This is a genomic window from Paenibacillus sp. V4I9, assembly GCF_030817295.1.
Taxonomy (GTDB): Bacteria; Bacillota; Bacilli; order Paenibacillales; family NBRC-103111; genus Paenibacillus_E.
The window spans coordinates 1,076,749-1,098,510 of the sequence record NZ_JAUSZE010000001.1 but is presented as its reverse complement, the minus strand read 5'-3'; the positions used below and the strand labels follow the sequence as shown (position 1 = coordinate 1,098,510).

At 38.7% G+C, this 21,762-nt stretch carries 25 protein-coding genes and 1 pseudogene; 6 read left to right on the top strand and 20 right to left on the bottom strand.

Annotated features, from left to right (window positions below):
- Positions 1-51: 51 nt before the first annotated feature.
- A complete protein-coding gene (gene trxA / locus QFZ81_RS05445) occupies positions 52-366 on the bottom strand; it encodes a thioredoxin (RefSeq protein WP_057307540.1) in 315 nt (104 codons plus the stop codon).
- 142 nt (positions 367-508) lie between these two features.
- The gene (locus QFZ81_RS05440; RefSeq protein WP_029194766.1) at positions 509-892 is read right to left on the bottom strand and encodes a MerR family transcriptional regulator; all 384 of its coding nucleotides are present in this window, start codon (positions 890-892) and stop codon (positions 509-511) included.
- Positions 893-1,102: 210 nt separating this feature from the next.
- On the opposite strand from QFZ81_RS05440, the gene QFZ81_RS05435 reads away from it, so the two are divergent.
- Complete coding sequence (locus tag QFZ81_RS05435) at positions 1,103-1,246, top strand: YqzM family protein (protein ID WP_082562634.1); 144 nt, start codon at positions 1,103-1,105, stop codon at positions 1,244-1,246.
- A 140-nt stretch (positions 1,247-1,386) separates the two neighbouring features.
- Here QFZ81_RS05435 and dnaI read toward each other — a convergent pair whose 3' ends face one another.
- The 3 genes from dnaI to QFZ81_RS05420 all read right to left on the bottom strand — a co-directional run bounded on the left by dnaI (position 1,387) and on the right by QFZ81_RS05420 (position 4,440).
- Complete coding sequence (gene dnaI, locus QFZ81_RS05430; protein ID WP_307447196.1) at positions 1,387-2,337, bottom strand: primosomal protein DnaI; 951 nt, start codon at positions 2,335-2,337, stop codon at positions 1,387-1,389.
- A 54-nt stretch (positions 2,338-2,391) separates the two neighbouring features.
- A complete protein-coding gene (locus QFZ81_RS05425; protein ID WP_307447198.1) occupies positions 2,392-3,912 on the bottom strand; it encodes a replication initiation and membrane attachment family protein in 1,521 nt (506 codons plus the stop codon).
- Positions 3,913-4,083: 171 nt separating this feature from the next.
- Positions 4,084-4,440, bottom strand: a complete 357-nt coding sequence (locus QFZ81_RS05420) for a winged helix-turn-helix transcriptional regulator (protein ID WP_307447201.1) — start codon at positions 4,438-4,440, stop codon at positions 4,084-4,086.
- Positions 4,441-4,599: 159 nt separating this feature from the next.
- Between QFZ81_RS05420 and QFZ81_RS37235 the strand changes: the two are divergent.
- Positions 4,600-4,701, top strand: a pseudogene (locus QFZ81_RS37235) (zinc-binding alcohol dehydrogenase family protein); the annotation flags it as partial.
- A 117-nt stretch (positions 4,702-4,818) separates the two neighbouring features.
- Here the strand turns inward: QFZ81_RS37235 and QFZ81_RS05410 are convergent.
- Both QFZ81_RS05410 and QFZ81_RS05405 read right to left on the bottom strand, forming a co-directional pair.
- The gene (locus tag QFZ81_RS05410) at positions 4,819-5,694 is read right to left on the bottom strand and encodes an alpha/beta fold hydrolase (protein WP_307447206.1); all 876 of its coding nucleotides are present in this window, start codon (positions 5,692-5,694) and stop codon (positions 4,819-4,821) included.
- Between the two features lie 75 nt (positions 5,695-5,769).
- The gene (locus QFZ81_RS05405) at positions 5,770-6,054 is read right to left on the bottom strand and encodes a YuiB family protein (protein WP_171641056.1); all 285 of its coding nucleotides are present in this window, start codon (positions 6,052-6,054) and stop codon (positions 5,770-5,772) included.
- A 191-nt stretch (positions 6,055-6,245) separates the two neighbouring features.
- Here QFZ81_RS05405 and hemQ point away from each other — a divergent pair, with 191 nt between their 5' ends.
- Positions 6,246-6,992 carry a hydrogen peroxide-dependent heme synthase gene (hemQ, locus tag QFZ81_RS05400; protein ID WP_029194770.1) on the top strand — a complete coding sequence of 249 codons (747 nt, stop codon included), beginning with the start codon at positions 6,246-6,248 and terminating at the stop codon, positions 6,990-6,992.
- A gap of 162 nt (positions 6,993-7,154) precedes the next feature.
- On the opposite strand, the gene QFZ81_RS05395 is transcribed toward hemQ, so the two are convergent.
- Positions 7,155-7,436, bottom strand: a complete 282-nt coding sequence (locus tag QFZ81_RS05395) for a hypothetical protein (RefSeq protein ID WP_057307547.1) — start codon at positions 7,434-7,436, stop codon at positions 7,155-7,157.
- A gap of 27 nt (positions 7,437-7,463) precedes the next feature.
- On the bottom strand, positions 7,464-8,654 hold the full coding sequence (locus tag QFZ81_RS05390; protein WP_047681609.1) for an NAD(P)/FAD-dependent oxidoreductase: 1,191 nt from the start codon (positions 8,652-8,654) through the stop codon (positions 7,464-7,466).
- A 414-nt stretch (positions 8,655-9,068) separates the two neighbouring features.
- On the opposite strand from QFZ81_RS05390, the gene QFZ81_RS05385 reads away from it, so the two are divergent.
- Positions 9,069-10,070 (top strand): NAD(P)/FAD-dependent oxidoreductase, encoded by a 1,002-nt coding sequence (locus QFZ81_RS05385; protein WP_307447222.1) that lies wholly within the window; start codon positions 9,069-9,071, stop codon positions 10,068-10,070.
- A 311-nt stretch (positions 10,071-10,381) separates the two neighbouring features.
- Here the strand turns inward: QFZ81_RS05385 and sda are convergent, their stop codons facing one another.
- Positions 10,382-10,537 (bottom strand): sporulation histidine kinase inhibitor Sda, encoded by a 156-nt coding sequence (gene sda, locus QFZ81_RS05380; RefSeq protein WP_082562636.1) that lies wholly within the window; start codon positions 10,535-10,537, stop codon positions 10,382-10,384.
- 340 nt (positions 10,538-10,877) lie between these two features.
- Between sda and QFZ81_RS05375 the strand changes: the two genes are divergently transcribed.
- Positions 10,878-11,039, top strand: a complete 162-nt coding sequence (locus QFZ81_RS05375) for a hypothetical protein (RefSeq protein WP_029194774.1) — start codon at positions 10,878-10,880, stop codon at positions 11,037-11,039.
- A 48-nt stretch (positions 11,040-11,087) separates the two neighbouring features.
- On the opposite strand, the gene QFZ81_RS05370 is transcribed toward QFZ81_RS05375, so the two are convergent.
- From QFZ81_RS05370 to QFZ81_RS05360, 3 genes are all read right to left on the bottom strand, one after another.
- Positions 11,088-11,768, bottom strand: coding sequence for a glycoside hydrolase family 73 protein (locus QFZ81_RS05370; RefSeq protein ID WP_307447228.1), 681 nt, complete (start codon positions 11,766-11,768; stop codon positions 11,088-11,090).
- A gap of 149 nt (positions 11,769-11,917) precedes the next feature.
- On the bottom strand, positions 11,918-12,196 hold the full coding sequence (locus QFZ81_RS05365; RefSeq protein WP_307447230.1) for a hypothetical protein: 279 nt from the start codon (positions 12,194-12,196) through the stop codon (positions 11,918-11,920).
- A gap of 749 nt (positions 12,197-12,945) precedes the next feature.
- Positions 12,946-13,890, bottom strand: coding sequence for a hypothetical protein (locus QFZ81_RS05360; protein WP_307601827.1), 945 nt, complete (start codon positions 13,888-13,890; stop codon positions 12,946-12,948).
- A 141-nt stretch (positions 13,891-14,031) separates the two neighbouring features.
- Here QFZ81_RS05360 and QFZ81_RS05355 point away from each other — a divergent pair, with 141 nt between their 5' ends.
- On the top strand, positions 14,032-14,268 hold the full coding sequence (locus QFZ81_RS05355) for a helix-turn-helix domain-containing protein (protein WP_307601825.1): 237 nt from the start codon (positions 14,032-14,034) through the stop codon (positions 14,266-14,268).
- A gap of 208 nt (positions 14,269-14,476) precedes the next feature.
- Here the strand turns inward: QFZ81_RS05355 and QFZ81_RS05350 are convergent, their stop codons facing one another.
- The 7 genes from QFZ81_RS05350 to QFZ81_RS05320 form a co-directional block, all read right to left on the bottom strand.
- Positions 14,477-15,379: a hypothetical protein gene (locus QFZ81_RS05350; RefSeq protein WP_307601823.1), complete on the bottom strand. Its 903-nt coding sequence runs from the start codon at positions 15,377-15,379 to the stop codon at positions 14,477-14,479.
- A 329-nt stretch (positions 15,380-15,708) separates the two neighbouring features.
- Positions 15,709-16,866 carry a copper amine oxidase N-terminal domain-containing protein gene (locus QFZ81_RS05345; protein ID WP_307601821.1) on the bottom strand — a complete coding sequence of 386 codons (1,158 nt, stop codon included), beginning with the start codon at positions 16,864-16,866 and terminating at the stop codon, positions 15,709-15,711.
- Positions 16,867-16,961: 95 nt separating this feature from the next.
- Positions 16,962-17,177 carry a hypothetical protein gene (locus QFZ81_RS05340; protein WP_307601819.1) on the bottom strand — a complete coding sequence of 72 codons (216 nt, stop codon included), beginning with the start codon at positions 17,175-17,177 and terminating at the stop codon, positions 16,962-16,964.
- Between the two features lie 121 nt (positions 17,178-17,298).
- Positions 17,299-19,002 (bottom strand): ATP-dependent nuclease, encoded by a 1,704-nt coding sequence (locus tag QFZ81_RS05335; protein ID WP_307601817.1) that lies wholly within the window; start codon positions 19,000-19,002, stop codon positions 17,299-17,301.
- An 8-nt stretch (positions 19,003-19,010) separates the two neighbouring features.
- Positions 19,011-19,343: a nucleoside triphosphate pyrophosphohydrolase gene (locus QFZ81_RS05330; RefSeq protein WP_307601816.1), complete on the bottom strand. Its 333-nt coding sequence runs from the start codon at positions 19,341-19,343 to the stop codon at positions 19,011-19,013.
- 6 nt (positions 19,344-19,349) lie between these two features.
- Entirely contained in the window at positions 19,350-20,651 is a 1,302-nt protein-coding gene (locus tag QFZ81_RS05325; RefSeq protein ID WP_307601814.1) for a hypothetical protein, read from the bottom strand.
- A gap of 20 nt (positions 20,652-20,671) precedes the next feature.
- Positions 20,672-21,649 (bottom strand): HNH endonuclease, encoded by a 978-nt coding sequence (locus QFZ81_RS05320; RefSeq protein ID WP_307601812.1) that lies wholly within the window; start codon positions 21,647-21,649, stop codon positions 20,672-20,674.
- Positions 21,650-21,762: the final 113 nt, after the last annotated feature.

Sequence of the window (21,762 nt, the reverse complement as noted above, 5' to 3'; positions counted from 1 at the left end):
AGCAGAAAAAGAGCTTTTTCTCACGAACAATTGTTTCTAGTTTGTAACAAATTATTGATGACGAGAAACAACATTTTTCAGCGCTTCTTTGGATTGGAAGCCAACTACTTTATCAACAGGCTGTCCGTCTTTGAAAACGATCAATGTTGGGATACTCATAACGCCAAAGCGAGCAGCAGACTCTGGGTTGTCATCCACGTTTACTTTTGCGATTTTCAAGGACTCAATTTCTTTATCAAGCTCTTCCAAAACGGGAGCGATCATTTTACAAGGTCCGCACCAAGGTGCCCAGAAGTCTACAAGTACTGTACCTTCTCCTTCAACTTCGGCTTTAAAGCTGTTATCAGAAACATTCACGATTGACATGATAGTTCCTCCTTCTAAGAATGGATTTGATTTATAACATCAAGTAGTACCTAGCTACCGATGAACGTCAACATGTAAAGTATACCACACCAGTAGGTCATTTCAACCAAGCCATAAGTTAGCAAAAAGGTCGAAGTTGAATCTACTTAGCAGGTAAACCTACAGGCAGGCCCTGAAGTCTTTGCTGCTCGATATAAGCAATACGATCCTTCAAATTAGCTTGCAGCAGCTGCAGCATTTTCATCTGTTGTTCGATTTCTTCGAGCTTCTCTGTGTAGAGTGGCAGCAAATCATCGCACATAGACTCTTGATTTTTCATGACGCAGTTCAGAAAGCTTTCAATTTGTTCGGTCGTAAAGCCTAAGCTCAAATAAAACTGAATGGTCTTCACGCGCTCAACAGCCATCTGGTTGAACACCCGATATCCGTTTTCTTCACGCTGTGTCGCGATTAGCCCTTTCGCCTCATAATACCGCAAAGAACGAATACTGGCTCCGGTAAGCTTGGATAACTCACTAATCCGCATGGCCTTCACCTTTTTCCTTTTCCTTGATCAAGTAAGGATGATTTCATTGTAAACCATGACACTAATGTTAGAGTCAAGTCTTATTTTATACTTTCCGCTGCTATCCGTTATTGTTTGCACAATTGTCACTTTGATTAGCTTTACAACTTTCGACGAATTTGGGTATACTAAACTTAAACATACGAATGTCGGACGTTGGGGGGTAACCACATGAGCGATCCTAAACACCCTGAGCTTCACGTGTACGAAGAACCGCGTAATGATTTCATGGATGTAGGCATTGGCTTTGGCGCTTTCTTTGGCTTTTTGTTTCTAATTGCAGCCATTGCAACCGTGATTCAAGTTATGAAATAGGAATAACCAAGCCTGGAAGAGTACCGCTTTACACTCAGTGTGTAGGCGGTTTTTTCATGCATTTTTTCGTTAGGAAAAACTTATACTTTCTTATATGGCCAAAAAAGCTGTACAGATGAACCCATCTGCACAGCTTTTTATTATTTCCCGCGCTTGTTCGTACCTGTTACCACAACCACATCGACAAAAGGACGAATACGGTCCATAATCCGCTGTCCCTTGTACTCCTCGTCACCATCTTTATTCGTAAAGCTGAAATGCTTCTCCAAATCAGAGAGTGCGTAATTGGATGTGAAAAAGGTCGGCTTACGATTCATGCGATGATTCACGATAGCTCCAATAACATGGTCTCGCAACCACGGATTCAAATTCTCCGCGCCAATATCATCGAAAACTAATAAATCCGTTTCCTTTAGAAGATCAATTGTTTCCTTCAGCTTATAAGGCTCCTGGAACATTCCCTTCAAGTCCTCGGCAAAATCCGGCATATAGACGATTGCACCTGTCATACCGACTTTGGCCAGCTGGTGCAGCATATAGCCCATCAGGAACGTCTTCCCCGTCCCAAATGATCCGGATAAGTAGAGTCCTCTAGTCTGAAGCCCCTCTTCCATCGTCAGACTGACATAGTCGTTAATTTGCATAACGGCTTTCGCCCGGTCCAGATCCGTTTCAAGGATATCTCCAAAAGAATAGCTGCGCGAAATCATCCGCGGATCCACATGAAAGGTGCGGATTCGGCTGCTTATGGCATCCTGCAGCTGCTTCGCATTGAACTTCTTGCAAGCTACCTTTTCCTCATGAACAAACGGCTTTTCATTGACGGAGTCGGCTGTCAACATCGTATAATGCCCTGTCATATCATTCGGACAGTTTTCTAACCCTGGACAGTTCGAACAGTTCTTGAACTCTGTCACATATTGATAAAGCTTGTTCATATTAATCTTAATGGTATAGTCATCGACGAATGGATACTTTTGGCGAAATTTGTGAACTAAGGCGTCATCCATAACAACTTTAATTTTCGCTTCTGCCTTCCGTCTCCATTCGGATTGCGGCATTGATTTGAGTAAGTGAGAAAGGGAATCCATGCTTCCTGCACCTCCTTATAATTCTCTTGTACGTTGTTCCATCGGATCTAACCGTCAGCTCTTCCGATTAAAGCGCTCGTCCAGCTTCTGCGCCATCCTTCTCGCGGCTTCCAGCTCTTCATCCGTCAGCCTCGAAGCCGCCGACGTGCCGGCATCCGGCACAACGATCGGAATGTGAGGCTTCTGCGTCTTGCCTTGACGACCTCTAGTTACAGAGCCACCGCCAGCTTTTGCGGCCTCCACCTTGGAAGCGGCCTTCTGTTTGTAGCTGATTTTCTCACGCACATATTCCACTGCTTGTTCGTATGTGACAATTTGCTTGCCCAGCATATCCGATGCGACCGCTTCAATCGAAGACTTAGCCCACGAACGGCGGTCAATATGTAGGAAGTGGATCAAGACGTTAATGACTTCCTCATTCAATTTATAATTCAAGTCAATCTTCTCAAATATATTAAGTACACCGTCCGGAATGGAGCCCTGAGTAAAGAACATTTTCAGAACTGCCGTGTACGGCTCATTTCTCATAATGTAGTTGTATTGATGATCTGTACATTCGCCGCGCAGCTGCTGCGGCACTTCTAGGTAATAAGCCATCTCAACTGACTTGTCTCCAGACGTGTCTAACATATCCTCATTCGCATCGCCTTGCGACTTCTCTTCCGACCTGGATAACGTGCGCTCTCGTTCCTCATCCCGCTTCTTGCTCTGTCTGTAGAACAGATTCGCATTATACTGCATAAGATCCATCTGCAGCTCGCCCTCTTCGGTGAATGCGCCATCCTCATCCAGCAAACGGCATGTTTCCTGAAGTGACAGGTTGTACTTTTTCGCCACAATATTAATCGCAGCCATCTGATCCGTTTTATGCTTGAGAGCTTCAACGAAAACGCGATTACTCGCTCCTCGCGGGAACCTCATAATAATATCCGCATACTGGAAGCCCTTGGTTGTCACGTCCATGCGAGCGTCTCCCTGTTTACTGGCTGAGGCCTCATACAGGGCTTGCTCCAGTTCGTAATCAACCACCTGAGTATTGAGGCGGAATAGATCATAGAACGGAACAGACAGGTTCTCTTCACTCGCGTCACAGCACTCTTCCGGCTCCGGCGAGAGCAGCTCTTCCCGAAGGGATAAGAGCATGAACTTACCGACCTTATCGCGGAGCAGCAGTGTCAAATGCTGATTGCGGAAAAACTCATTGGGCCCAAGCGGAGGGAACAATGTGTACACGAAGACATAGTCTTCTTCACCCGGCAGAAACTTGCGAGTTGTCTGCAGGAGTCCTATGGCTTCAAGCTTCGAAGATTGCTCAATTAAATATTTGCGTCCTCGCTCCCCCTGCTCAAGCTCGAGCAGCAGAAACAGCTTTCGCTGTTGTTCCAGAGGCGAATATCCGACTTTTTCTGCACTCATCTGCAGATAGAGTGCTTGATAGAGGCTAATAGCCAATCCGCCGATCATAGGCTGATACATAATAGCTAACATTTTATAATCCAGACTGCTCAAAGAAAACTCACGGTTCACACAAAACCTGTGGTTCTCGGTGAAATGCAGCATATTCGTCATTCTCATTCCGTTACAGCACCATCCTGCCTCAACCGATTGCAGCTATGTAAGCTTCTCGGTTTCTCTCTATTAGTCTACCACAAAAATCGACACGCTTGGTATCTACGAGAGAAAGATAATATTACCTAATATGAAAAAACCAACCTTTCGGATGGCAAGATTCCGACAACTCAGACGTTAGACGCGACACTCCGACTTGTTTTTGTAAGCATTGCCCCAATCTTTCATAAGTAAAATAATCGGGACCAATGTTTGTCCGAAGTCAGTCAACGAATATTCGACCTTTGGAGGAACTTGATGATACACCTCGCGGTGGACAATGCCGTCCTCTTCCAGTTCCCTTAGTTGTAGTGTCAGCATTCTTTGAGTAATGGACGGACAGATTCTTTTGAATTCATTAAATCTTTTGGTCCCTCCAATCAGGTGATATAAAAGAATGCCTTTCCATTTGCCCCCGATAACATCCAATGTATATTCAACAGGACAGCCCTCATCATTCGGAGGGTTGCCGTACCCGCTTTTACGATCACGCATTACGATTCAGCTCCTTAACAGTATACAAATTGATACTACATAAAACTATTGTGCGTACTTACTATTTTAAAACGGATCGAATAAACTAACAACATAGAAAAAATTACTGTAAATGAGGTGATGGAATTAAATGTTGAGCATTCGGAAAGTTTGATTGATGATAGCGAGTTTCATCTCGTCGATGAACGCATCGTCGGCAGGAAACCGTCAACACTGGATTTCGCTCAATCGGCAGCGCTGCCGTTAACCATGATTGAAGCAGGCAACACAGTTGGAAAGGTTATTTTGGAACATTTTTAATTTCGGACATTTATTTTTTTGATATTAAAATAGAGCCTGTTGAGTTCTCTCAACAGGCTCTTCAATCTATCAGCTAATTTAATGAAGTGGCAGATGACTTTCCTGGACATCCTCGCCATACATGTCCGGATTCAGTTTCTTTGCAATCGCCAAGTCCAGCAATATACGCTGTGTCTGAGTATCTTCCAGGCTGTCCACCCAGAGGCGGATCAAGTCATTCATCTTTGAAGGGTTTTTAATCGGAATTTGATGCTTAGCATCTTTTATGAAATAAAGGGAGCTATGCGGCAGCTCATTATGGAGTATGTTCGCATACCGATGAAATGTGCGGTCCTTTTGACCATAAATCAATAGGATCGGATGCTGGAGGCCCCTAAGGCGGCGCGTACAGGTGTAGGTAAGGGACTGTTCGTAATAGGACTTCACATTATTAGCAGCATCGCTTAATGAGCTTTCATACAGACTATGATAGGTATTTTCATTATCTGCATTTCCAAAAGTAATTGCTTTTTTCAGTAACTTCATGAGCAGACCTGAACCCGCCATCCACGAAGCGAGCCACAGCCTGCTTTTGTTATAAGAATCCGTTAATTCAGACATCCCGCTAACCACGATTCCCCCAAGGAAACGTTTAGGGTACGTAAGCAGCGCTTCCAGCACTAACGCGCCACCTGTTGAATAACCGCACAGGAATACTTTTTCGATGCCCAGGTAGTCCAGCAGCTGCCTTATATCTTCAACGATCAGCGCATAGCTAAATGCACGATCTGACGACTTGCTCGCGCCGTGTCCCCTGATATCAAAAGTAATGACTTGGAAATGGTCTGAAAGCTGCTCTTTTTGATAAGCAAAGGTCTTTAAGGTTAATAAAGGTGGATGAATAAAGACGATTGGGGTGCCAGTCCCCGTAATCTCAACATTCAATTTGGTTCCGTTCACATGGGCTAAAGGCAAGATGGTCTCCTCCGAAAGGTCAATTTAGGCAACTCAACCTTAGAGTGACCAGTTCTGCCTATTTCTATGAGAACCTTAAAACATTTTGAAGCCTCTGATCCGCAGCGCTTTAATGGCCGATCCACTTAAAATAGCGCCAACCAAACCACCGATAGCCGGAACAATATCAACAATTGTGAAGCTCTCACCGCTGGAAAGAAAAGACGCCTCTCCTATTGAACCATAAATAACAACGCCGATAACCAAAGCAATAAAAGCATAAAGTGGAAACCATGTTGTTTTCATTAGCATATTCAAAATAAACCCGATCCCAAAAAATAACACTATCATTAAGACAGTGGCAATGACCATTTGTAACAATGTATGTTCCCCCTTAACAATGTAAGAAGCCCGTTCATCTATCTGACTTCCTTATAATTGTAATCCACGAAATGTCACAGGTAAAGTGTACACAAATTGAACATTTCCCTCTTCACCCTTTGTTCATTTGCCCTTTCCCCATGAATTGGATACAATGTAGGGGATATTAGCCCTTGAATGGAGGAAAACCAATGAGTGAAGCCGTACAAACGCTGGAAGGCTGGTATGCGCTCCATGATTTCCGTCTAATCGACTGGAACGCATGGCATGCCGCAACCCCGCAGGAGCGTAAGCACGCAACGGACGAGCTGAATACATTTCTGTCCCAGTGGCAGCAATTCGAGAACGATAAACTAGGCAGTACTGCCGTTTATAGCATCGTTGGTCAGAAAGCCGACTTTGTATTCATGCAAATGCGCGAAACGCTTGAAGAACTGAATGAATTGGAAAATACGTTTAATAAATCAAGCTTCGCCGCTTTTACAATCCCGGTCTATTCCTACGTATCCATTGTAGAATTAAGCAGTTATCTAGCTAAGCCAGGCGTGGATCCTTCGGAAGATCCGGAAATTCAAGCCCGCTTGAAGCCTATCCTGCCTAAATCGAAGCACATCTGCTTCTATCCGATGAATAAGCGTCGCGATGGCAATGACAACTGGTACATGCTCCCTGCCGAAGATCGCAAAACGATGATGCGCAGCCATGGCATGATTGGACGCACATACGCAGGTAAAGTGAAACAAATCATTACTGGTTCCGTTGGACTGGATGATTGGGAGTGGGGCGTAACCCTGTTCTCCGATGATCCTCTTCATTTCAAAAAGCTCGTTTATGAAATGCGTTTCGACGAAGTGAGCGCACGTTTCGGTGAGTTCGGCGACTTCTACGTCGGCAACCTGCTGACACCTGATAAATTTGCTAAATTAATTCAAATTTAAGATATAACTCAAGAGTGAAGGACTCCATGTCCTTCACTCTTTTTTGCATCACTGCACAATCAACATTGTGCACATTTTTGGAAGAGGGTAAACAGCCCCTGAAGATGAAATAAGCAAAAAAAGAAAGCTTGCTCAATGAAGAGCGAAGCTTTCTTAAATGAATTATTCCTCATCCTCGTCGTCCCGCAGGGCAGCCTCTAATTCAGCTTCCATTTGCGCTTTACGAGCCAGATACACTTCTGTATCACGGTCACGCTGACGACCTTTTTCCTTCAAGCGTTCAATCGCAGGAAGAATGAGGATATCGATTTCCTTTTGTACAACGGCTACATGATCATATCGTTTCTCAGTCTCTAGAAAGTGACCGACCTCGATCAAGGCATTGTAACGATCCAGTTCATCCCGGGTAAGAAGTCCTCTTACTTGGACACTGCAGTGCCGCATGGCGATCCCCCCGTTTACTAATGATGACTAGAAACGTCCTTTACGTATAACAAGTGGAATACCGCCGATAATGTAGAGGTACCTCATATCAACCACTTTTTTCATCATGGCTGCAACGTTACCTTTCAGCTTACGGGAACCAACGATACCAATGGCTTGACCTTTACCTAAGGAAGCAACTGTACCTTTGTTGGAGTATTTGAAAGTTTTCATTTGCGAACCGCGAATGGAAGCAATCAGGTTATGTGCAACAGCTTCACCTTGCTGCATAGCGATTTGAGCTGTTGGAGGGTATGGTCTGCCTTCATCGTTCATCACGATGGAACAGTCACCAACAACATAGATGTTATCGAAACCAGGCGCATGCAGGTGTTCATCCACTTTAATTCTGCCGCGCATCGTTTCGAAGCCAGCTTCATCAAGCATATGGTTACCGCGGATACCGCCTGTCCAAACGACTGTAGCTGCTTTGATGAACTCATCGCCAGCGATCAGAACACCTTCAGGTGTACATTCTTTAATCGCTGTACCGATTTTGAAAGTAATACCTTTGTCTGTCAAAACTTTCATCGCATACTCAACAAGCTCAGGATCGAATCCTGGAAGTGCCGTTGGAGCTGCTTCAATATTATAAATCTTCACAAGGGAAGGATCTACGTCAAATTCTTTGCAAAGCTGTGGAATACGGTCAGCAAGCTCACCAATGAACTCGATTCCAGTAAATCCTGCTCCACCGATAACGAATGTCAGGTAATCTTTGCGATCCGGTTCACGCTTGTACTTCGCAAATTGATACTCAATATGTTCACGAATGAAACGAACGCTGTTGATACTGCGAATGTTCAATGCGTTTTCTTTAAGCCCTGGAATACCGAAAGTTTCAGCTTCGCCACCAAGACCAATAACCAGGTAGTCATAGGAAAGCGTACCATCTTCGAGAATAACCTTTTTCTCATGAGGACGGATTTGTGTAACTGTCGATTTCACGAAATCAACTTTAAATTCATCAATCAATTTCAAAATGTTCACGCGTGCATTTTCAGGGTTATCCGTCCCTGCAGCAGGCATGTGAAGATGGGTAGTAATGTAATGATAATCATGCTTGTTTACAAGTGTTACATCGGCTTCATTGTAATTTAATTCTTTTTGCAAACGAATTGCGGAAAGAATCCCGCCATAGCCTGCTCCTAAAATTACGATTCTTGGTATTCTACTCATATCTCTCTCACTTCCATATCCGTATTTATAGTCCTATGGTTTCTCTATCTTGTGAAAAATTACACAAACAGCTTCAAAAGTAGTATTCTGCCTCTAGTTTGCACACAGCTGCAGCGAATTATGATGAAACAGGATGAAATTAGTCACAACATGCGTAAACCGATTCTCATGATATAATATAATTTTCATAAGTAAATATCAAGTGCTATTTTGCTCTAAAATAAGGCGTACAGGCCCTTCTAGCCTGACCAACCACTGTAAGCATTATTTATCATATATATAAGCGATTTATATAAAGAAATCTCACTTTTCTGTTTCCTTCAATAGAAGAGACGTTTATAATGGAATAATGATTGTTACTGCACTCAGGAGAATCACACACATCAAAGGAAATGAATCGGAGGAGTTTAAACAATGAACGAGAGAGAAACAAATCAAGATATCGTAGATATCATAGTAATTGGTGGAGGCCCTGCTGGAATGTTCGCATCTTTCTATGCGGGTATGCGCCAAGCATCAGTTAAAATTATCGAAAGTATGCCGCAGCTTGGTGGTCAGCTTGCAGCTTTATATCCGGAGAAATACATTTATGATGTAGCTGGTTTTCCAAAAGTAACCGCACAAGAATTAGTCGACAACTTGCTAGCTCAAATGAAACACTTTCAGATCAACACTTGCTTGGAAGAGAAAGTACACCAAGTGATCAAAAAAGAAGAGCGTCTCTTCGAAATAACAACAGACAAAGGCACACACTACAGCCGCGCCGTTATTATTTCAGGTGGAGTTGGCGCATTCGAGCCGCGTCGTCTTGAGTTACCGGAAGCCGCGCAATTCGAGAAGAAAAACTTGCATTATTTCGTTAGCGATTTGAATGCTTTCGCTGGCCAAAAAGTATTAATCAGCGGTGGCGGTGATTCAGCAGTTGATTGGGCCTTAATGCTTGAACCTATTGCGGAGAAAGTCACGCTTATCCACCGTAGAGATAAATTCCGTGCACATGAGCACAGTGTAGAAAATCTGATGAACTCCAAAGTAAACGTTGTAACTCCTACGGAAATCACCAAACTTCACGGCAGTGACCGTATTGAGCAAGTAACGCTTAAAGATATCAAATCAGGCGAAGAAACTATACATGATGTCGATGCTGTTATCATTAACTTCGGCTTCGTTTCTTCCCTTGGACCGATCTCCGAATGGGGCCTTGAGATTGAAAACGGCTCAATCGTTGTTGACTCCAGAATGGAAACAAACATTCCAGGCATTTTCGCTGCCGGGGATATTACAACTTATCCTGGGAAATTGAAACTGATTGCTGTTGGCTTTGGTGAAGCACCTACTGCGATTAATAACGCTAAAGTCTATATTGACCCTAGTGCAAAGCTTTCACCAGGACACAGCAGTAACTTAAAATTTTAATCTTCTTAAATAAAATGGGGTATTCTAAACCTAATCTACGGATTAGGAGGAATACCCCTTTGTCATATATATGTCCGGTTTGCAACGGCCTGCAGGAGCTGAATATCGAGTGTCCTGTTTGTTCACAACAGATGAATGATTGCGGGAAATGGAGTGACTATCTAGGCCCCTACTCTCCTTATCGAGAGATTGATGATATCTCCATGTCAGATGGGACACTAGGCTCACAGAATAATCAATGCCTTCATCTGGTAAACTGCGCCGACTGCCACCAGAATTTTACCATCCAAATAATTTCATGATGAAACTCTCTAGTTTAGCGGGGTTTCATCCTTGATGTAGACGTGCAGTTTTAAATTACGTCTCTGTATTTCTGCGAGCAACAGGTCAACAAAATCTGATTCCAATCTCAAATCCAATGCTTTGTAATAAGAGTCGATCAATGTTTCGTCACTAATTTGTCTCACTGAAATCACCTTTATTCTATAATTTGTAATTATATTATCATGGCGGGAAAATTAGAACAAGCGTTCCGTTATCCACAGATACCTGTGCATATCCTGTGGGTAGATTGTTAATATGTCCCATAAACGCACTGTATTTATGGGGGATACTGTGTATAAAGTTATGCACACGCTAAACTGTCAGTCTACCGATAAAAAAAATTGATCGAAATACCGGAAATATTTTACGTTCACTTAACAAATCCTTAAGATTGTTCACACAATTGAAAAGAAATTTTAATCGTCATTTAATATTCGTAGCCTACAATGATAGTAGAAAGACAAAAACAAAGGAGTGAAAGATATGATCGTCTACGACATTGTACTAAATGGTGAAATAAAAGAAACGATTAAACCCCGCAAGAACCGGTTGAAAGAAATTTACGCATTTATGCTAGAGCAAAGTAAGCTCATGAAAGCTAAGTATGGTGATAATGTTAAAATTAAAGGCCGCATGGTGTATTAGGGATAAACAACCCGTTATACACTCGCGGCCTTTTTTTCTTCCATGCCATTAGATGATCCCTTTGCGATGAAGAACCGTTAATAATCGATAGAAATCATAGCTCCCTTTCTCTGGAGTATCGATTAATGCGGCCTTGACCGCAGCGTCCACAGCAGCTTTCGCCCATTGCGGTACTACCTCCATAGCTGCTTGCTCCTCTAAGGAACTAACTCTATTTTGTAAGATTACGATTTGTTCCTGCAGTTTCTCTAACATACGAACGACCTCCTCATCAAAGTGAGTTAAACCATATGTTTGAATAATCGTATTCAGTTTACTAGCATAAGAGGGATCCGTTGCATATCCACTACTTTGCAATGCTTTCACTTGTTCACCAGGACTTCTCGCTATCCTAACACTAGCATAACGAGGGGATCCAAAAAGTAAATCCTGATCACGAAACCCTGCCTCAAGCGTAGGATATGCGCGAAAATCTCCTGGTACGTTATCATAACGTATACCTCCAATGACTTCCCATGTCGTTGTTGAAACGCGATCACCCTGCCAATAGGGCGTCAATACCCCATTACCAACCTTATATCCGACTAGATTGTTCCACGCATTCAAAATGCCTCCTGTCTCCTGAATGGCTTGCGCGATTCTCACTGAAGGATAGATCGGTGAGTTCTCTAGGCGAAGCTTCACTGCAATAGTTGCAATCATCTCAATAAATTCCTGTCTAGTTGCCATGAACACACCTCCTTCTTTTATCACTAGTAAACTAAACCTTTCAATCTATTCTATTCTTTCAATGCTTAAAAGGGTTCCGCTAGTATTTTGTTTTTTGAAAATAATATAAAAAAGGCTCCCACAAGTGCAACTATCCTGCACTCGGGAAGCTAATGAATCCAATGACCAATCAACATCATAAGTAATCCAAATATAGCCGAATATCTCTTTATCGTTCGGTTCGTCTTCGGGTAAAACAGCAGCAGCCAAATAATAAATCCAATAGGAATTAAAACACCAACTTTTAAATTGAATGTACCTAAAATGTAGTATCCAACTAATTTCAATCCCAAATAACCTTCGTCCTCTTCCCTATTTCTGTAAAACAGCATTAATACGAAAATGACAACAATTGTAGAGATAATTGAAACATTAAAATTCCAATTCACTTATAGGATTCAACTCCTCTCAACCACACCAACTGCAGGAATTCCTTATTATGTATATTGTATCACTTGATGGTTTGTCCTTACTAAGATGAAAAAAAAACCTCCCAAGACAGTGTATTTAAAAATACACACCTTGGAAGGATTGGTTCTCAATGTTCATTAAGCCTCGACTTTATCGTCGCACTTCTCAACTAAGCCCTCTTCATCTTTTACTTTAAATGAAGAACCGCAACCACATGATGCTACAGCATTCGGGTTGTTAATGGAGAACCCGCGATCATTAAGTGCAACCAAGTATGATTGGCAAAAAACTATATGTATCAAGGGTTTAAGTAACAAATGATGTTGAAAATGAGAATTGTTAATTGCAAAGTAGATTATGGATTGCATCGTCCTAAGCTTGCGGATAATGCTAATCCCAGTATACCCAAACTAGCCGAATTGTAAATCCTATTTTCAGAGTCATCAGAAGCCCAATTTACGCTCTCAATCATTAAATATATACTATACCTTCCACATTAAATATAAAGGCATGTATTGGTCATTCTGCATGTCTGATTATCATCATGGTCTTCTATTCATCCGTTAAATATGAAGAGAACATTTTCCGCTTCTTTTCTTTAATTAAAAAGAAGCAGCTTATTTTGCTACTTCTCCATGTCGACTAATCAACTTAAAAGGCGATGAGATCATTCTAATATATCAGAGATACAGCTCATCACCTTCAACACCCACGATGCTACTTTTTATTACAGCAACTTTACTTTTTGCTTTTCAAACTCTTCTTTCGTCATAAGCCCTAGCTCAACAAGTTTAGAAAACTTAAGAAGCTCATCCGCGGCTGAACCGTTGAACGATTCTTTTCGTGAAGATTGATTCACTTTCTCATCACCACGTTTAATCAATACACTTATTAAACTGTGCCAGTGATTAACATCTTGTATTGCTTTTACTGCTTTTACATTTGTTTTGCTCAACTCTAATTTATCATTTAGAAAATCAATTGTCACAAAAGGTCTTTCCATATCATTTACTACCAGTTTTATGTACACACGTTTTACTTTATCGCTAGAGGTTGTACGTTGCCCTGAGAGTCCTCCTATTATTGCACCAACTCCACCTAGTAAAACCCCACCAACAATCGCACCTGCCGCTTGACTTCCTCTGGACGTCTTCATTACTTGCACATCATCTTCAATTGCTTCTACTTCTAAAATTTCATTAGCCGAAAATACTCTTACACTTGTATCAATTATGCATAGTTTATTTCGACTTTCATCAAGAGCTAACACAACATTATAATTTTGTTCAACATACTTGTGAGAGTAATCAAAACCCTCAACTGAATCCAATATACTAGTAATCCTTTGTTCCTTCTCTGATTGTATTCTTCTTTGAGCTCTACCAACAGGATTACTAGATTTAACTGCAAAAAACACTGAAATTAAACAAGCAATTGTTCCATACCATCCACTACTCACTACAAATTCTATATTAAATATGTAGAAAATCCACCATCCTAAGTCACTTAAAGGTTCCATCCATAAATACCATAAGAACATTGCTAGTAAAGCAAAAAAAATAAAGAAAAATGGGTAAAGCTTTTGAAAACCATTGAGTTTTACTATTTCTTGAAGTTTAATTGACTCTTCATCTACATTGATAACTTTATTATTTGTTTGAATGTTACTCATAGTTGTCCTCCTAGTTCCTATAACTAAATCTCAAAATCAAATGTATCACAAAATTATGTAAATATAAACCATTTAGTCGAGTCAACCAGACGATCGAACCAACAACTTTTCTTGATAATTAAGTTAAAAGGAGATTTTCCTTTGCAACTTGAAATCATATTTGGAAAAGTAGTTAAAAGTATTCGTATTAAGAAGAATATTACTCAAGAACAATTAGCAGTGAGCAGCACTCTTGAGCGCACATACATTTCCGAACTAGAACACGGCAGATACCAGCCTACATTAACTAGCCTATTTGATATTGCAAGGGGACTAAATATGAATCCCTCAGATCTTGTCAGATTAGTTGAATTAGAGTTCAATAACCAAACACACTAATACAACGAAAAAGACTCACCAGAGCTAATCTGGTGAGTTTTACTTTAGTTCTATGTCAAACATCAATCAAACAATCCCAATGCAGCAGGTGGAAACTTGATATCACGTTATTACGATAGTCACCCTTAGCGTCTATTATATTTATAGTGTGAGGGTGACTGTCAATTTCACTTCCCAATTTCAATCTATGGTTAAACTTTCTATAATATTAGATCATGATCTTATCTAATTCATCCAAATTGATTTTAACCTCATTCATTAGCCTCTCAATCTTTTGTAATGATACTTCGATAGAGTTTTCATATTTGTCTTCACCCAGAAGATCGATCATCTCATCTCTATCCTCAACCAAAGAGTTATATTTTTCTCTTTCCACTATTAATTCAACTAATCTTGGGTTATCAGCAGAAATTCCATGATTAATTAATTTCACTTTTACATCACATGCTCTATATGATATTCCAATGCTCCGTCCAAGTCGAATCATGTCGTAGTCATCTTTTTCGTGGTAATCATATAATTTTTGATAGTCAGTTACTCTAAAACACCTAAACAATTCCTGTTTTATTTGGCTGCGATAGTTATTTATTTCTTCGATACTTTTTAACGTATCTACCTGTGCTGTCAATGATGCAAAATGAGATGCATAATCAAAAAAAAGTAAACTATCATTCTTGCTCCATAGTACTTCAGTTTTTTTTAGGTATAACTTCGTCTTAGATTTCGTTAATTGGATATAACCATAAATATTCATACTTAAGAATTTATCAAAAACATTCGAAAATAATATCTCTAGCACATCATCATTCGTATGTAAAATTTTAATGTTCCTATTATTAATACTTGCTTCATCCATAGGAATGTTTGGAAAAATCCGCATTAATTGAACTGTTATATTCTCACATTCTTGAAGAGTATCTTCGACACTTTTTATATGAGTGCCTAGTGATTCTTTAAAGACATTTATAAGTGTAACGTCATTAAAATCATTTTTTAACCCAAAGTCTATAATTTCATCACAAAAAGAGAGCTTCAACTTATCAACTTCAAACTTTATCCTATCCATGCTTTCACTGCCTACACGTTTCTCAACAAGATTCCAATGTATCATTATGTATCCTCCTTTTTAAGCATTCACACGTAAAATAACCCCTTTTAAATCATACCATCTCTGCTAACTTCCGCACTACATTTACGCCTAGAATACCATCTCTGAGCTGTTGCAAGTTTACTAAGTCACCGTATCCGTTTTAATGATAGTTCATCCTCATTGAGTTATAGTTCGAATATCATAACATTAAAACTATACAAAAAGACGCTCAGGAGCAATCCTAGAGCGTCTGATTTCGTATATAAGCAATTATTAGACCTTAGATAAAATGCGAGTTTTATCTAACTATGACACATATGTTTAATAAAGGAGTTAATCTCCTTTATCTATTACTCAGTGATTCGCTCGTAATGGTAATGGTTCTTTTGAAACATATTTTCGTTAGCTTTCAATGCGAAATGCTCTTCTTGGTGATTCCCATAATTAGTGAACAATCCAATATCTGTATAACCTACGTACCATACGCCTTTAGTAAGTGGGATAGATTCAGACGCAGAACCTACTTGAGTATTATCCATAAATGTCTGCGATGTATCATCCGCAGAAATAATCATAAACTTGAAATTAGTTCTGATTATTGGGAACAAAGTTACATAATAAACAGTACTAGGCTCTGGGTCGGCATACCCTTTAGCAATCACGTGATTGTCTTGTACCCATTTTAAAAAAGTCTTAATCGCTGCTACTTCTTGAGATCTAAAATATGAACTAGCAAACTGCATATTATCTACCGTGTTTTTAATAAAATCATCTTCGTTGATTGTGCGATAGTCGATATTTAATTGATTCATATAATACTTTCTAACCCTTTCTGACCAACCATCTATTGCATCTTTATAAGTCCACTGAGGAACTTTCTCTATAAATTCTTTGTGATTATACCATTTATACGTATCAGTGTACTGAGGTAAATCATAAAATTCTTTCGAAGTATCTGTAAGAAGATTCCACTTAGCATCCCAAGTTTTAGATAATTCACGACCCCAAGCGTCAAGAGTTACAGAACCATTAGATACCTTATCTTTATAAGATACATCTGTTACTTTCACGGAATGAGCACCTTCGTCCCATACAACTTCTGAAGATAAAGCTTCGGAAACAAAGCGTAAAGGAACCATTGTACGTCCTTCCGTTAGCACAGCGGTAGTATCAAGTGTTACAGCTTGTCCATCTACTGTTGCTACGTTAGAGCCTAGTGGCAGGCTGATCGTCTTAGAGCCATTTTTGACAGTGACTACCTTTTTTATGTCATCCCAAGTAACAGTGCCACCCAACTTCTCACTGACGAATCTGACAGGAACCAATGTACGACCGTTTGCATCGATGTATGGCTCTGTATCTGGGAATCTCACTTTTTGACCGTTTACGATTACAGGAATCATACGAAGGTCGTTGGTTACATTTGATGCGTGTACTGAAGTGTTTGTTAATGCTGTAGATAGAATAATTGTTGTTGCTACTATTGTCACGGCTATTTTCTTGAACATATAATACTTCTCCCCATGTTGCATAATCGGACTGTTCTCTTGTCCCATTGTGAAATTATACCATATCAGTATCTTCTTTGTATCTGTTTTGAGCCTTATTTCACTGCTCTAAGATGGCTCGCCTTTATTCTCATTACACAATTACCTCTTAAATATTTCCCATCCTCTACAACCACTACTTCATCGTCAAATGCTGTAATTTTCGATACACTATCAAGCATTCCTGCAAACCAAACCTCAACTTCCATATTGGCAATAATACAATTTTGTAGCTGCTCGTCTGTTTTGATATTAATTCTATTTTTCATCATCGTAATCTCTCCTTTTGGAAAACAAAAAAGCACACAGAAATAAAGGCTAATGCTATCTCTGCATAATTCACATTTTCCGTTTAATTCATAATATTTACAATTTATAAATCATGGCAGAATATCAATATGATAAAAAAGGTCTAACAAGATCTGCAACATCTTTAAGTTGATTAGGCTCGTGATCTAATACCCACTGCACTATTTGCTTACCATGGCGAACTTTGCTATAAACTAGCCCATATTTTTCGAATAATTTCGCCAATACTTTACTTCCCACAATATCATTTACTAAAACATTTCTTTCCTTCGGATAAAAGTATCTATCTTGACTTTCAAAACAGTCAGCAAGAAAACTTTCAATTTCGTCAATTGATTCTTCTATTCCGTATCCATTTAGTATGTTTAATAATGCTTCATTATTATCCAGAAAATAGTTTTCCAGTTCCCTTCGTCCCATTACTAAAATTTTATCTCCGTATTTTTCCCTAAGTTCATTTATTTTTTGCTCATCTCTTTCATCTCTGTCAATTATTATTCTATAAGGAATTGGGTCTACGGCTATCCCTTTAAAAATCATATCTAATTTTTGGGAGTTATTTGCCATTGCCCCTTTATTTTTGAACTCACTGCCAGTACCTTTAAGATTGATAATTTTATAGTTGTATCCTATTTGTTTCATACCATAATGCCTTAATATTAAAGGCAGAACAGCTTCTTCCGTCTCACCTTCCACAAACAATACCTTATCCGCCAAGGCAAAATCACTATTAGATATGCCTATCTCTTTAAATATTTCTTGCATGCCATCCATCTGGGTATAGGAAGTTTTGCCATTCTCTTTACTTGTTAAGAAAAGATTCTTAGTAACAGGATAATTAATCAAGATAGGTGAATGGGTTGTTAATATAAATTGATGGCTCTCATGTTCTACAGCTAGATCATAGATCGCTTTCTCAGCAGAAGGATGCAAATACACGTGTGGTTCATCAAATAGTACGACTTTATTTTGTTCAGAATATAAGACACATAGCATTATAAGTACATGTGTAAATCCACTTCCACATTCATGAAGCGAAACAGGTGAATCTAAACCAGTAAACGAAAGTTGTAAATTTGTCATAGTTCCATTGATGGGTGTTCTTATTAGATTTATATCTGTGAATATTGTCTTAAATCTTTCTTGAATTATATCGAAGACTTCCTCACTATTATTATGTAAAGTTTGCATAAATATATGTAGATTTGTCGCAGAGGTATCTAATTGCATACTTGTGCTTATTTGGGACTGTACAGGCACTGTTCGTGCTCCACTTATGTAGATAATTGTCTTAGCTATGTTATTAAATAGATGATGCATATAATTAGGTGGGGTATTTCCTGCTTGCATTTGTCCTTCTATAGTAAGATATTTATAATTTCCGTTTGCATCGTTCCAGTCAACAATTATTCTTTTATTGTTATCATCAAAAAGCTGGTTCAAAGCAAGTATCGCTGTATTTCCTTTCCAGCATTTTAAAATCAATTCACATTTCTTTATTCCATAATTACGTCCAAGAGCCATTAACATATCTTCCTCAATATTGAAGCTGAATGTTAATTCTATAATTGAAGGGTCAATTTGATTTATTCGATTAGATGCAGTCTGATCATTTCCTGAGTTTGGCATATCTAATACGCCTTGGAAAGATTTAAAAACTGCTTCAATAAACGCAGTTTTTCCAGAATTATTTTTACCCGCAAGCACATTAAAATTTTCATGAAAATTTAATTCTTTTGAGTCAACAATACTTTTATAGTTTTTCACAATAATTTTTTCGATTTTCATTTGATCATTTATCTCCCATCGTTTTCCTCTACACCAACCAAAAACAATTTCTCCTCAAACCCTCCACGCTTTTCCTTCTTAGCCAACCTAACTTTCTCAAAGTCCTCAATACTAACTCCCTTTCTCTCCAATATCGCATACACAACTTCTATAAGATCAGCCAGTTCTTCAACTTGATCTTCTTCATTTGCATGAATAAATTCAAGCAATTCCTCATGTAATTTCAGATCAAGCATTGTTCTATATTCAACATCACTCAATACTCTAAACTCAGCTTTCTTACCTTTTTCTTCAATGATTTGTGGAATCTTATCACGCACAAGTTTGTTGTATACTTTCATGTAAACTCACACTTTCTTATGATAGTCAGGGTTTGTTTGTTCATATCCATTTTCTCCTCCACGATGATAATATCCATATTTACCATGAACTTCGTGAGGTCTTACATGATGTGCATTTGGATTTTCAAGAATTATCTCGTTTTGATCTTCCATGTTTATTTCTGCTATATCGTTTTCTTCCTCAGAAATATGAAATTCTTCTTCAATTACTTCTTCTCCCAAATCTTCATGCATACCTTCAAATAAAGCATCTCCTATAAAGATTGGTATTGGTAACGATATTATGACAGCTCTTTTCATTAACTTTCTAGAGTGTTTTTTGAAGCTATCTGAATCATTTTCAATAATACTATCTACCATTTTAACGCTTGTTTCTATTGTGCTTGATATTCTTTTTCCCATGTTAATTAGAGTCTCAGCTGCTACAGTTCCAACATCATAAATTCCTTGGTCTATCTTCTCAGAATTTCCAGTTAATACACCACTTAGAACTCCTGAAGTGCCATCAGCTAATTTACCAAGGGTTCTACCAGTATGTTTTGTTGTATTCTCAACTTCATCGCCTATTTCTTTAATTAAGCTACTACCTGTTATGTCTCCAACTATACCAATTGCACCACCTAATAATGAGCCAGTAATCTCACCAAGTGAAGTAAGTAAATCATTCAAAAAGGTAACTTCCCTTGCTTTATTATTAGTTTTAGATTTTGAAAAGTATTGATTAATCATTTCACCATGTCTTATGGTTAGAAAATTCATCTCTTGCTTAAATTCATCAGGATATTTATTGAGAACATATAAAATATTACTTTGTTCTTTGAATAAGTTTGTAATCTTACTACTTTTTGCAATTCTCCTTTTTTCGACTGGTAAATATTCAAAATTTACTACAGACTTCCTATATTGTCTAATATCTTGCTTACAATTAATCCATACTTTTAATAAAAACAGCAACTTTTCACTTGAACCTGACTCAATATTTATTGAAATAGGTTCTTTAGGCTTAAGTTCAAGCATTATTCTTTTAGTTATTATGTTCATGTCTTTCTCGAACTTGTTACAATCATAATTGATTGTATTTATTATTTTATTTTGATCTCTCAGTAACACATTTGAACTTCCTTTTAGAGCTAGTACTTTTCTGTCTTCTGGTAGATAATCAAAGTTTTTGATGTTGTGTTTAAATTTTTCTGAATCTCCACCGCAATCATTCCATAGCACAACAAACAATTTCTTTTCTTCTTGTGTTTTTAATTTAAGAAAATAATCCAACGACATAATTCTTTCAGATGTAATGTTATTACTCATAGCTTCCCTCCCATTAAGCATCATCCCTGACATGCAATCCAAAACTTTCTGACATAGTTATTATCCATCGCCATTTCTAACTCTGAAACATGCTTGTCCTTAATTCCACTCTTTTGAAGTAAGTTAAGTAACACACTATTTCTTTTCTCTAGTCGCACAATCATATCTTCATTTGGTATCATGTTTGATTTGCTACTATTACATCTCTGATGTGCAAACACCAAGTTCCACAGGTCATCTGAGTACAAATAAGACCAAGGAATTACATGATCTATTGCAGGAGCTTCCTCAACAATCACATAACCACATAAGAAACATAATTGCTCAGGATTCTCAATGTTCAAGTACGCAGAAAATTTATTAAGTGGTTTACGTCTTATATTATCTTCATCTATTATCTTAACCTTTTTGCTAATTCGTGGTGAATGATTGAAGTTCTCTAACATTTGTGTCCAACGATAATTTATGGCATCAAAAACAATTAGGCTATTATCCTTTAGTTGCTTCAAGTTGTCAGCCGCTATATACAAGCAATCAGCTTTTTGCTCATATTCATAGATGCCTTCTATTTCTCTTCCTTCAATGCGTAGGAACCTATAACTCACATCTGCTTTCAGAGCCTTCACTATATCCTTTATCGCTTTGTCGTACTCTTGCTTACACAGATCCTCTGCGTTAGTTTTAAACCATTTAATGGGTTTGAATGAGCCTGTCTTTGCTTGGTAAGATGTAATTAGTTCTTTCACAGCACTAACGATAACAGGTGGTTTAACTGGATTACCGCTTTGTTTTAAATCGAAGAATGAGATTTGCTCCCAATAATATCGAATTACCTTTTGAGCAATTGACAATAGGGTTATTTCGACATTCTCTTGTTTATTATTTTCAAAATCATATTCAACCGCAATTTCTGTAATTGCTTTAGACCAAGCTGCTTTGTATGTATTATCGAATGAGCAATTGCGGATTATGTGAAGCCATTTTTCTAATAACGTCATTTAGATAGTCCCTCATTAATCATATTAATCATTCATCCAAACCAATTTATTGTTTCATAACCGAATCGAATATGGACAATTTCTTTATCACTAACTAGTGCTTTATATTTCTC